8 protein-coding genes and 1 pseudogene are annotated in these 13,411 nt (G+C 40.9%); 1 reads left to right on the top strand and 8 read right to left on the bottom strand.

Annotation, left to right across the window (positions count from 1 at the left end):
• Positions 1-57: 57 nt before the first annotated feature.
• The 7 genes from AAC855_RS16100 to mak form a co-directional block, all read right to left on the bottom strand.
• Positions 58-1,686 (bottom strand): ABC transporter substrate-binding protein, encoded by a 1,629-nt coding sequence (locus AAC855_RS16100; RefSeq protein ID WP_340610926.1) that lies wholly within the window; start codon positions 1,684-1,686, stop codon positions 58-60.
• Between the two features lie 53 nt (positions 1,687-1,739).
• Positions 1,740-3,377 carry an ABC transporter substrate-binding protein gene (locus AAC855_RS16095; protein ID WP_340610925.1) on the bottom strand — a complete coding sequence of 546 codons (1,638 nt, stop codon included), beginning with the start codon at positions 3,375-3,377 and terminating at the stop codon, positions 1,740-1,742.
• A 108-nt stretch (positions 3,378-3,485) separates the two neighbouring features.
• Entirely contained in the window at positions 3,486-5,120 is a 1,635-nt protein-coding gene (locus AAC855_RS16090) for an ABC transporter substrate-binding protein (protein ID WP_340610923.1), read from the bottom strand.
• Between the two features lie 252 nt (positions 5,121-5,372).
• Positions 5,373-7,007: a bifunctional metallophosphatase/5'-nucleotidase gene (locus tag AAC855_RS16085; RefSeq protein ID WP_340610922.1), complete on the bottom strand. Its 1,635-nt coding sequence runs from the start codon at positions 7,005-7,007 to the stop codon at positions 5,373-5,375.
• Between the two features lie 99 nt (positions 7,008-7,106).
• Entirely contained in the window at positions 7,107-9,062 is a 1,956-nt protein-coding gene (locus tag AAC855_RS16080; protein ID WP_340610921.1) for a bifunctional 2',3'-cyclic-nucleotide 2'-phosphodiesterase/3'-nucleotidase, read from the bottom strand.
• A gap of 74 nt (positions 9,063-9,136) precedes the next feature.
• The gene (locus tag AAC855_RS16075) at positions 9,137-10,312 is read right to left on the bottom strand and encodes a porin (protein ID WP_340610920.1); all 1,176 of its coding nucleotides are present in this window, start codon (positions 10,310-10,312) and stop codon (positions 9,137-9,139) included.
• A gap of 864 nt (positions 10,313-11,176) precedes the next feature.
• A complete protein-coding gene (gene mak / locus AAC855_RS16070) occupies positions 11,177-12,091 on the bottom strand; it encodes a fructokinase (RefSeq protein ID WP_340610919.1) in 915 nt (304 codons plus the stop codon).
• A gap of 295 nt (positions 12,092-12,386) precedes the next feature.
• Here mak and rdgC point away from each other — a divergent pair, with 295 nt between their 5' ends.
• Positions 12,387-13,298 (top strand): recombination-associated protein RdgC, encoded by a 912-nt coding sequence (gene rdgC / locus AAC855_RS16065; RefSeq protein ID WP_340610917.1) that lies wholly within the window; start codon positions 12,387-12,389, stop codon positions 13,296-13,298.
• A gap of 17 nt (positions 13,299-13,315) precedes the next feature.
• Here the strand turns inward: rdgC and AAC855_RS16060 are convergent.
• Positions 13,316-13,411: pseudogene (locus AAC855_RS16060) on the bottom strand (IS982 family transposase); the annotation flags it as partial.

Below are 13,411 nucleotides of genomic sequence, written 5' to 3'. Positions count from 1 at the left end.
TGACTAGCTCATACCCCCGTGATTAAAGATATGAGCAGTCATTTTATTAATCCGTATTTAATGCTTAATCACATACATGTCTTTTGTCAGATAGTAGCCTCGAGGATCAACATAAACACCACCAAGATAAGGTTTAATCATTTTATGATTTACAGCCGAATAAATAGGAATAATTGGGGCATCCTCAGTAATAATATCTAGCGCTTTTTGATAACCCGCTTTATCATTTGTTTTTCCTGATTCCATGACTATTTCATCAAATTGTTTATTTGAATAATATGATGAATTTTGTGTGTGGTCTGTAGTGAATATATTGAAATATGTCATCGGGCTATCATAGTCTGCAATCCAGCCATATCTGACAAGATCATATTTACCCTGATATTTATTATCGAGCACTACTTTCCATTCTTGATTTTGTAGGGTTGCCTCAACACCCAGATTTTTTTTCCACATTGAGCTGAGAGCAATAGCCACTTTCTTATGAGCTTCAAGCGTGTTATACAATAGGGTAAATTTAAGTGGATTGTTCTGGTTAAATCCGGCTTCCTTTAATAATGCTCTGGCTTTTTCAACCCGTTGTTCCTGCGTCCAATCAGCAAAATCCGGTTGTTTAAAATCAAAACCACCGATACCCGCAGGCAGGAGAGTATAAATAGGCTTTTGCCCCTGCCCTAACACTTTATCAGCGATAACATCTCTGTCTATTGCCAGATTTAATGCCTGCCTGACCCGAATATCAGTAAACGGTGCTTTTCCGTTATTAATTTCATAATAATAAGCTCCCAGTCTGGGAGAAACATGCACCTGTTCCGGATATTTTTGCTTTAATGATGCAAACGAATCCTGTGGAATTGTCAGCGTGATATCAATTTCACCTGCCAGATAACGGTTCAAATCAGATTTAGCTGATTCTAAAGCAAGATAAGTGACTTTATTAATAACAACATTTTTATTATCCCAATAATAGGGATTTCTGATACCAACTATTTTCTCATTGACTATCCATTCAGATAATTTGAATGCGCCACTACTAACAAAGTGTTCAGGCTGTATCCATTTATCACCATATTTTCTGACCACTTTTTCGCTGACAGGAACCATGATAGGGTGAGCCAGTCTCTGTATAAAATCCCCGATAGGTTTATCTAACTTCACTTCGAACGTATAATTATCCAATGCTTTTATGCCTAATTCATTGGCACTCTTTGTGCCTTTAAGCACATCTTTAGCATTCATTACCGCAGCATCAATAAGATAGTTTCCATAAGGTGAGCCAACTGCCGGATCAAGTAAACGCTGCCAGCTAAAAACCACATCATGGGCAGTGATAGAAGAACCATCAGACCATCTAGCGTCCTGTCTTAAACGAAAGACCCAGTTTTGATTATCCTGAGTTTCCCAGCTAGTTGCTAATAAGGGAGCAATATTACCTTGTTTGTCGGTATACACCAGATTATCGAAAAAATCATGAATAATATTAAAATCAGTATCACTTTCAACTTTATGTACATCCAATGAAACTGGCTCTGCACCATTATTACGTACCACTTCCTGCTTTTCCGCCAATTGTGTTCCGGGGGGAATAATGGCTGCATGGGATACAGTGACTACACCGGCTAATATTATTGCAGTCAAACAGGATAATTGTTTTATGGCTCTATTTTTAATATTTTTTATTTTCATTGTTTTAACCCTGCAAATGGGATGAGAGCCTATTAAGACTCTCTATCTGTTTATTAATGTTTTATGACATAAAGATCTTTCGTTGAAATATATTCCATGGGAGTAGGATGAAAACCACCAATATAAGGTTTTACCATCTTATTACTCACGTAGTAATAAATAGGAATAACAGGTGTGTCATTGGTTATGATATCCATTGCATTTTGATAATGTTTTATGTCGTTAGTTTCCCCTGATTTAAGGACCATTTGATCAAAATCACTATTTTCATAGAGCTGGATATTATTACTATTACCTGTTACGAAAATATCCAGAAATGACATCGGGCTATTATAATCTGCTACCCATGCATACCTGACTATATCAAATTTACCCTGATGCATATTATCCAGCATGACTTTCCATTCCTGATTTTGCAGTACAGCATTCACATCAAGATTTTTTTTCCACATTGAACTGACTGCTATCGCTATTTTTTTATGAGTTTCTCTTGTGTTATAAAGCAAATCAATTTTTAGTGGATTATTTTTATTGAATCCGGCTTCATTTAATAATTCTCTGGCTTTTTTAATCCGCTGTTCTTGTGTCCATCCTGCATATTCAGGTGGAGTTAAATTTAACCCACCAATATTAGGAGGAAGGACATTATAAGCCGGTAACTGCCCCTGCCCCAAAACCTTATCGGCAATAACATCTCTGTCAATGGCTAAACTTAATGCTAACCTGACCCTGACATCATTGAATGGCGGTTTCTTGTTATTAAAAGCATAATAATAAGTGGATAGCATAGGCGTAATATGCATCTGATCGGGAATTTCTTTTTTTAATGATGCAAAGGCATCTAATGCGATTGTTTTAGTTATATCAATTTCACCTGCAAGGTAACGGTTCAGATCGGCTTTTTCAGATACGATGGTGACATAAGTCACTTTATTAATGACTGTGTTTTTATCATCCCAATATTGAGGATTTCTGACCCCAACGACCTTCTCATTCACTGTCCACTCAGACAGTTTAAACGCACCGCTACCAACGAATGTTTCTGGCTGTGTCCACCTATCACCATATTTATTGACTGTTTTTTCACTGATAGGAACCATAACCGGATGAGTTAACATTTGTAAGAAATACGCGACTGGCTTATCCAATTTCACTTCCAATGTAGCATCATCCAGCGCTTTTACCCCAAGCTCTTCGGCTTTTTTCTTACCCAGTAATACATCATTCGCATTTGTCACATGAGCGGTTGCAAGATAACTACCATAAGGAGAACCCATTGTCGGCTCAAGTAAACGCCGCCAGCTGAATACCACATCATGAGCGGTAATCGGTGTGCCATCAGACCATTTAATACCTTTTCTTAAATGGAAAACCCATGTCTGGTTATCCTTCGTTTCCCAGCGCTCCGCCAATCTGGGTTCGATATTACCTTTTTTGTCGGTATAGACCAAACCATCAAACAAATCATGAATGATATCTAACTCAGTATTACTTTCTACTTTATGTACATCCAATGAAGCAGGAAATGAGCCATTATTACGCACGATTTCCTGTTTTTCTGCCAACTCTGTGCCGGGTGGCACAACCGCCGCCTGAGCAGAAAAACTAATACTGCCTAATGCAATGGCTATTGAACAGGTTAATACTTTCGATGTTGTATTTTTTATCATTCCAGAAATTATTTTCTGCATCGTTTGGTTACCCCCATTATTATATTTTTACTTTCTTTACGTTAACGATTTTAATTAGATATTTAATTTAGAAATAGCCTGTTATAAGCAGGCTATCTCCATTGAAAATTAATGTTTAATAATATAAAGATCTTTTGTCACAATATGCCCCAATGGGCTGACAAACAGGCCACCGACATGAGGCTTAACTAATTTAACACGAACAAAATAATAAACTGGAATGGCAGGTGAATCATGGGTAATAATATCAAGTGCTTTTTGATAGATTGCTTGCTCATTAGTTTCATCTGCCTTTAATACTAACTTATCAAATTCTGGATTACTGTATTTTGTTATATTATTTGTGTTTCCTGTCATGAAAATTTCCAGAAAGGTAAATGGGCTATTATAATCTGCCTGCCAAGCATATCTGCCAACTTCAAAGTTACCCTGATACAGCGATTCTGTCTGCGATTTACTTTCCTGATTTTCCAGAATAGCATCAACACCGAGGTTCTTTTTCCATATTGAACTGGCAGCAATAGCAAGTCTTTTATGAGCATCAGAAGTGTTATATAAAAGTTTAAATTTCAGTGGATTACCTTCATTAAAACCCGCTTCATTTAATAACGCTTTAGCTTTTTCAACGCGCTGCTCCTGCGTCCACGAAGCATAATCAGGATGTTTTAATTCCATCCCTCCACTACCCGGAGAAACTACATGATAAGCTGGTTTTTGGCCTTGCCCTAGCACCCTGCCAGCAATTACATCCCTGTCCAACGCTAAAGTCAGAGCCTGTCTGACCCGCACATCGTTAAATGGGGGTTTTTGCGTATTGAAAAGATAATAAGAAACACTCATTATCGGTTTAATATGGAATTGATCACCCAGTTCTTTTTGTAATTTAGAAAAGAAATCTGTTGGCCCACCATTAGAAATATCAAGTTCTCCTGCCAGATAGCGATTAAGATCCGCCTTATAATCAGATATTGGCAAGTAAGTAACTTTATTAATTATGGTATTTTTATTATCCCAATAATGAGGATTTCTGACACCAACAATTTTCTCATTCACGACCCACTCAGAAAGTGTAAAAGGCCCGTTACTGACAAAAAATTGTGGCTGTGTCCATTTGTTACCATGTTTTGTAACAACCTTTTCATTAAGTGGAGACATCACCGCATGTGCCAACATTTGCAAAAGGCCTGCTTTTGGCTTTTCCAGTGTGACTTCTAAGGTTGTATCATTCAGGGCCTTAATACCAAGTTCTTCTGGTTTTTTCTTACCGGATAATACAGCCTGTGCATTGATAACATTAGCCTGAACCAGATAACTCCCATAAGGAGAAACAGTATCCGGCGTCACCAACCGCCGCCAAGTGAACACCACATCATGGGCAGTTACCGGTGAACCGTCTGACCACTTCGCCTCTTTTCTTAAATAAAAAACCCATGTTTTATTATCTTTAGTTTCCCAACGTTCGGCTAAAGCAGGAATAATTTTTTCTTCTTTGTCGGTATCCACTAGACGTTCAAAGAGATCCACTAAAATATCAAATTCACTGCTACTGTCTGATTTATGCGGATCCAAAGAAGCGGGTTCGGCAAAGTTATTACGGGTGATTTCTTGCTTTTCGGCTAATTGGGTTCCGGCAGGGACTACAGCAGCGTAAGAATATGTGGCACTTCCCAGTATAAGACTTACAGAACAGGTTAATACTCTGGCAATTTTATTTTTTATTAGCCTCGCCATCATTTTTTGCATATTAGCGCTCTCCATAACTGTTTTTATTATTTATTCAATGTCTCATTTATTATTACTACCTTAATTATTATTACGTTATAAATATTACGCTTATAAGTAATATATTCACTTAATTTGAAAAGATTAAAAATATAAGTGCAATGCATAACAATTAGCATTGCACTTATTATTTAAAACAGCAGAAAGATTACAGTACCTGTTTGATGGTGATTTTATCTACAGTAATTTTTTGTATTTACAATCACCATCACATTATTGGCTACTTATATCCGTGATCCTGTCTTTTTTCGGGTAAGCAATCGGTGATTTCTCGGCAAAATATTTCACCACCGCATCCACATCAGGAACACTGTATACCGGATCGGTGCCTTCTTTAAATACGGAGAAATTACTGCCTCCGGTTGCCAGATATTCGTTAGCCGCTACACGGTACTTGGCTTTCATATCAACTGGCTTACCATTAATTTTCATGGAGCTGGCGATCACACGCTGCCCTGCCGGTTTTGAGCTATCCCACGAGTATTCAAGAGTATGGGATACCGCCATCACACTTGGGCGCGTACGATCCCACTGTTGTTCCAACGCACGCTTGATCTGTTCACCGGTCAGCGTCTTAGTCACCATCACATTAGAGAAAGGCTGCACGGTATAAATCGCGTTATAAGTGACATCCCCTGCATCCATTGGCGCACGGATACCGCCATTATTGACGAAGGCAATCACGGCACCGCCACTCTCTTTTGCCGTTGTGGCATACAGGTGTGCATCAGCGATCACTTTACCCAACGCAGATTCACCACCGGATGTCGGTTTCTTATTCAGATCACTTTCCAGTTTCCCGATCACGCGATTTGCCAAAGGTGTCGCTATTTTTTCGTAAGAAGATAATAACTCCGTTACTTTCGGGTCTTTGCCATATTTATAGTTATCAACCCAAATATTTTTTGCTTTGAAATCAACAACGTCTTTGGTTGTTTTATCCAGTTTCAGATCCAGCTTAGTGAGCAAAGCACCATTAGCCTGAGCAGAAGTGACAGATTTACCGTTAATCACGCAGTTATAAGCCTGATGAGTATGGCCGCTGATCACGAAATCCACTTCTTGATCCAACTGATTGACGATATCGATGATTTTTCCGGTTATGCCATTACAGGCATTAACATCAACACCACCAGCGTCACGTCTTTGCATTGCACCTTCATGGATCAGTATCCCAATGGCTTTTACACCCTTTTTCTGCAATTCGGGCACCAGTGCATTGATGGTTTTAACTTCATTGGAAAAGCTCAGACCTGCCGTTCCCTGAGGCGTTACAATTGCCGGTGTGCCTTCCAGTGTCAGGCCAATAAAGGCCACCGGAATCCCTTCAAATTCTTTGATGACATATTCCGGGAATAAGGTTTTACCTGTTTCATTGACTGTGACGTTAGCCGACAGGTACTGAAACCCAGCGCCTTTAAATGGTGCTGGCCCCTGACAACCTGTTACCGGATGGCAGCCACCATTCTGTTTACGCAACAGCTCCGTTTTACCTTTATCAAATTCGTGATTCCCGACCGAAGTGGCTTCCAGACCGGCAAGGGTCAGAGCTTCAATACTGGGTTCATCGTGGAACATTGAGGAGAGCAACGGGCTGGCTCCAATTAAATCACCGGCGGCAACCACGATATTATTCGGGTTATCCTGTTTCAGCTCTTTAATCAGCGTTGCCATATGTTCGATACCGCCGGACTGATTTTTAGGTGCCTTCAACGCGCCATGGAAATCATTCAGACCCAGAACTCGTACATCCACGATATTTGATGATTCATGAGCCGGCTGGGTTGCACACCCTGCCAGCAATGCTGTGCCAATCACAATCGGAAGTAATTTATATTTATAATTCATCTCATTATCTCTTTAAATCAGCTATCAAAGTGTAACCGTCATCTTTCAGGTTACAGCCCAAAGCTGCAACCTGAAACTTATAGGCAGTACAATTAAGCGTTATTTTTTATCAGTCAGATCAATTTGATAAATGGCAAACCCGACATCATCATTTTTCAGGTATTTCACCGGATATTGGGCATGTTCTTTAATAAATTTCGCTGCTTTTTCTGATGGAGATGTTTCAAAACGGATATCCAGTTGCTTATCTGTCTTGATTGGCAGGAATGACCAGTTATTTTCTGCCTGTGTTGATACCACACCCTGCTCTTTGGTTGTTCTGGAAATATAAGCTGCCAGAACGGAGCGGTTTTCATCCGGTGAAGCAAATGCGATATGATCTTCTCCGGTTCCGGCAAATTTACCGCCGTAACCACGGTAGTTATTGGTGGCAATCAGGAAGGTGGCTTTTGGATCGATAGGCTTACCCTGATAGGTAACATCCTTGATACGGTTCGCACCTTTATTGATCAGCTGGCAATCTGTGTCGTATTTTGCGGGTTGAGTCAGATCCACCTTATAATTGACGCCACTAATGGTGTCGAAATTATAAGTACGGAAACCATCCCAGTTCAGTAATTCCTGTGGCTTGGTCGAGTTCGGATCGATCTGGTTATACATACCCACTGAACATTCCAGCCATTCAGTAACATCAGCACCACTCGCTTTGACCACAACTAAGGTGTTCGGGTAGAGATACAGGTCTGCGGCATTACGGAATGACAGATCGCCTTTTTCTACTTCAACGAAGTCAGCGGGAGCATTTTTACGTCCACCCGCTTTGAATGGTGCTGCGGCTCCCAGAACCGGTAAGTCAGCCAGATCAGGATCGCCTTTGATAAAGCGTTTGGTGTAATCAACCTGAGCGTCATTGACGATCTGAACCGTCGGATCACTCTGGATCAGGGCAAGGTAACTGTACATATTGGCAGAGGCTTTACCAATGTGCTTACCGACAAAATCGCGGGTTCCCTGATTAGCTTTATCGATAATCGCTGCCAGCTTATCATCACGCTCAACCAGTGCTTTCTTGTGGGCTTTATCGTAGATAGGGCGCGCTTCCGCTTTGGCAGATTCCACTTTCCATTCACCACCATCGTTATTGATAACCATATCAACAACGCCCAGATGATCTCCCCATTGTCCCGGCATTACCGCAGGAATGCCATTGACCGTGCCGTTAGCCACATCGACACCTTTAATCCCGGCATACTCTTTATTTGGGAAAACACCGTGGGAATGACCGAACATGATGGCATTAATGCCGGAAACTTCGCTCAGGTAGTAAACCGAGTTTTCCGCCATCGCTTTATAGGGTTCCTGCGAGAAGCCGGAGTGCGGAATGGCAATAATCAGATCGGCACCTGCTTTTTTCATTTCAGGTACGAATTTTTTTGCCGTTTCGGTGATATCGTTGACAACAACTTTGCCATCCAGATTCGCTTTATCCCAGATACTGATCTGCGGCGGAACAAAACCGATATAACCGATCTTAATCGTGTGCTCTTTACCTTCCCGATCTTTAACCGGAGTATCAACAATAATATAAGGGGTAAAGTAATTTTTACCGGTTTCGGCATCCATAATATTGGCGTTGACATAAGGGAACTCGGCCCCCGCTATCGCCTGTTTCAGGTAATCCAGACCAAAATTGAACTCATGGTTACCAAAGTTACCGACGGTATAACCCATGGTGTTCATAAGCTGGTGAGCCGGGTGAACTTCACCCTGTTTCAGCCCTTTTGCCGCCATATAATCTGCCATCGGGCTACCCTGAATCAGGTCGCCGTTATCAACCAGAATGGCATTGGTCACTTCAGATTTAGCAGCTTTAATCAGGCTTGCAGTACGAACCAAACCAAACTGTTCAGTCGGTTTATCCTTAAAGTAATCGAAATCAATCAGGTTGCTGTGAACATCTGATGTTTCCATCACCCGTAAATCAACAGTCGCTGCATTGACATTAAATGCCACCAACATTGCCAGTGCTGAAATTTTCAACCCATGCTTCAACATGTTATACCCCTTTGTAGAGAGGAGAACCGGTAAAGGCTCTCCCATAACATTTTTCTTAGAAAGAATTTATTCAATTAAAAAAACAAACGTGCGCCGGTTTCCAGAATGGTCTGTTTCTTATCTCTGTAAACCGGGTTGTCACTGCGGGCATCATCGTATGCCGCTTCAACAAACAGACGTATGCTATTGTACTGAGAAACTGAAAAACGTTTATCTAAACCAACGGTGTAAGTCTGTTTTTTATAGTTGAATGTGTTGGAATCACCGTCACGCAGGTAATAACCTGCATACATGCCGCTTTCAATTTTATCCCAGTGCCATTTCGCACCCAGGCCATACAGGTTTGCTTTCCAATTTCCTTTGACGGAATTGGAACTGAGTTTACGGTTTTCGCCTTCCTGATAAATCATGCCTGAATTGCGGGAGCGTGCCTGACCGTAGTCCACACCAACAGAAAATTGACGTCCGGGGAAATAATATTCCATACCAAAAGCCAGTAAGCTGTCTTGCGGAGAGACGTCAGAAACTTTACGCTCGCCACCCGTTATTTTTCGGTGTGCTTCTCCCGTTGCCGCAGAGTAACCAGCATCAAATTTCAGGCCAAACTTTGATTCATAGAAACCAACAACAGAATAGGCGTGGCGCAAATCACCATGTTGGCGATCTTTATCTGAACCGGATTTACCGCTGTAGGTAGCAGCAAGCTTAAAGCCTTCATAACTGTTGGTCTGGATAAAAATCGTTTGTGGCAGGCGGGTCACGAAATTGTTTTTACCTACTCCGTCATTGCTGTAGCCTGTTGCACGGCTCAGAACATCACTGAAATAAAATACGCCTGTGTTGCCATAGCCATAGCTGGATTTTTTTACCCAATCAATAGGAATATAAGTCCGGCCTAATTGAATCTGACCATAATCACGATGGGATGCGCCGATATAACCAACACGGTTGTACATTTCAAAACTGGTTTTAGCATTATCGCTATTTGATCTTTGAGTATCTGAACCCCATTCCATTTTACCAAATACGCGAATATCTCTGGTTAATTGATGACTACCACCAATACCAATGCGGCTGCCATCGTCACGAATATTGATATCGCGATCCTGACTGGTGGTTTTTGCCTTCAGACGAAACTGCCCAATCAAATCGACTTTGGTTCCCTTGTCATTGTAAACCGTAACAGCACCAGCGCTGCCAGAAATAACCAATAATCCAATTAATGCCGCCAATGGCTTCATGCTTTTCATAATAAGACACCCACAAAGATTAATTTTTAGGTAATACGTCCCGCTATCACGAACTGTGCGCAATATATTCAGGGCAATAAAAACCCGTCACTATTTTCGTGAAAATAAAAGACGCGTTTAAAAAATGATAGAATCAGTATTATTGATTATTATTCCTAATGAAATTCCCTCGTTATAATATTTATAACATGCCATATTGAACCAGCAATAAGATTAAAAAATGAAAGTGAAAAATAAAAAAGAGGAGAATTAAATCTCCAATATCATGTTGTACTACATTGATGTATTAAGTTCGCGTGCTGTATTCAGCCCATTACACGTATTTATAATAACTAAAGAAAACAATGTTTTTCGTGAAGAGGTGCACACTAATTAAAACAGGTTAGAAAAAGATTACACTAATGTGTGAGATGAATCATAAAACAACCTTTTATCGTTTAAATATCATCATCACAGACTATTTTTGCCACAGCACAAAAAATATATTCTTTATATTAATTTTTATTATTCACAATTGAATAAATCGCTTTTTTTATAATCCATAAAAACCCCATAAAATTAAAGTCAATGAATATATTTAATCAACATCAGGGAAAATATATTTCTATTATTATACAAAATATATGATTAATAATACGCATTGATTGCACTTTTATTTTTGTTATTACCCGTAACATAGAAATACAACTCATGCATTAAATTGAAAATTTAACTTAAGTCAGGTTAAGGTAAATTTAATTTTTCCAAACGCAGGCAGCCAAAGACAAAAAAGAAATGTCTTATACATTATGTTTATTCATCAAACGAAATGGTATGCCCTTCATCTTTCAGAGAAAATAAAGGGCAATCATACAGAATATGCAGCTACTTATGAGAATCAGGCCATAACCACGCAGCCCCGCGAACCCCACTGGAATCGCCATGCAGCGCTTTTTTGATAGGTGTTGCACACTCGCCACCAAACACCCATTCGTTGACTAAGCCGGGCAGAGTCTGATAAAGGCGATCAACATTACTCATACCGCCACCCAATACAATAACGTCGGGATCAAGTAAGTTAACGACCTGTGCCAGTGCCTTCGCCAGACGCCTCTCATAACGCTGGATAGCCAGTTCTGCGATTTTATCCCCTTGTGCCACTGCCTCCATGATTTCATGGCCTTTTTTATGTACACCACTGGCACGGAAATAATCCCTCATAAAGCCGGTTCCCGATACAAACATCTCGGTACAACCGGGTTTACCACAGAAACAGCGCACCTCTTCCTGATATGCACGGTCTTCATCGTTCATCCACGGCAACGGGTTATGGCCCCACTCCCCAGCCAGACCATTGCCACCCGCATGGACTCTGCCATCAAATGCCAGACCCGAGCCACAGCCAGTCCCGACAATAACCGCAAATACCATTTGTTTACCTGCTGCCGCGCCATCAGTCGCTTCTGATACAGCCAGACAGTTCGCATCATTAGCCACCCGGACTTCACGCCCTAACAGGGCAGAAATATCTCTGTCCAAGACCTGATCATTCAGCCAGACAGAATTGGCATTTTTAACTTTTCCGGTAAAAGGTGAAATTGCACCCGGAATACCAATACCAATTGTTCCTCTCTGGCCAGTTGCCTGTTCAGCATCTGCTATCAAACCGGCAATCGCAGCCAAAGTCTGCGGGTAGTCGTTGCGAGGAGTATCGACCCGCTTACGAAACAGCTCTTTTCCCTGATCGCCCAATGCGATCACTTCAATCTTGGTTCCACCAAGATCAATACCTATACGCATAGCTTACCTTTTTCTCTGTGGTTAACCGTTAGCTGAATTTTTCAGCCTAACTGGATCGTGTTGTTACAGGATCATTGCCTGAGCAGCATTAACAATCAAGAACTATAACGTCACTTTGTTTTAGGAATTGGGCGTTTGTTTTCAGAATTGTGTATAACCAACAAAAAGAAAACCTACAAAATGACGAGTATGAATTTCTAGGGCTTCACCACATGATTCGCTATCATGCACAGCTACGCTTTTCAAATAACGTTTATATGACGTTTGTCACAATGCATAAATATGGGGTAACTGCATGTTATGGTTCAAAAATTTAATGATTTACCGTTTAAACCGAGAAATATCGCTTTCTGCGGATGAACTGGAAAAACAATTAAGCCCATTGGCATTCACCCCATGTGGCAGTCAGGATATGATGAAAACAGGCTGGGTTCCGCCAATGGGTGCTCATGGTGAAGCACTAACGCATGCAGCAGGTAATCAGATCCTGATCTGTGCACGCAAAGAAGAAAAAATGTTGCCTTCTCCGGTCATTAAACAGGAACTTCAGGCCAAAATTGCCCGTCTGGAAGGAGAGCAACACCGGAAATTAAAAAAAACCGAGAAAGACTCACTGAAAGATGAAGTGATTCATACTTTATTACCAAGGGCATTCAGCCGATTCAGCCAGACTTATATCTGGATAGATACTGTTAACCATCTGATTATTATCGACTCCGCCAGTGCCAAACGCGCTGAGGATAATCTGGCATTACTCAGAAAAACACTGGGTTCATTGCCTGTTGTTCCTCTGACGTTCGCTGATCCGATTGAACTGACATTAACTGAATGGGTTCGCTCAGGGGATCTGCCTGCGGGTTATGCTCTGATGGATGAAGCCGAATTGAAAGCCATTCTGGAAGAAGGTGGGGTTATCCGTTGTAAAAAACAGGAGTTGGTCTCTGACGAAATAGCAACACACATTGAATCCGGGAAATATGTCACCAAACTGGCGCTGGACTGGGAAGAGCGGATTCAGTTCATGCTGTCAGATGATGGTTCTTATAAACGTATAAAGTTCAGTGAAACATTACGTGACCAAAATGACGATATTGATCGCGAAGATGTCGCCCAACGATTTGATGCCGACTTTACCCTGATGACGGGTGAGTTAAGTGCGCTGATAAAAAATACGATTGATGCTCTGGGTGGTGAAGCAGAAAGGTAATATAACCCCAATTCCGCTTAAGCTATTGCTGAAATATCTTCTTCTGAGTAGAAAATTTTCAGTGATGGCTTTTTCTCTTTAAGGCAGTAAGCAACCAATCCCGTTAAAATCGT

It is taken from the genome of Xenorhabdus bharatensis, assembly GCF_037996705.1.
Taxonomy (GTDB): domain Bacteria; phylum Pseudomonadota; class Gammaproteobacteria; order Enterobacterales; family Enterobacteriaceae; genus Xenorhabdus; species Xenorhabdus bharatensis.
This window is presented reverse-complemented; position numbering and strand designations above follow the sequence as displayed.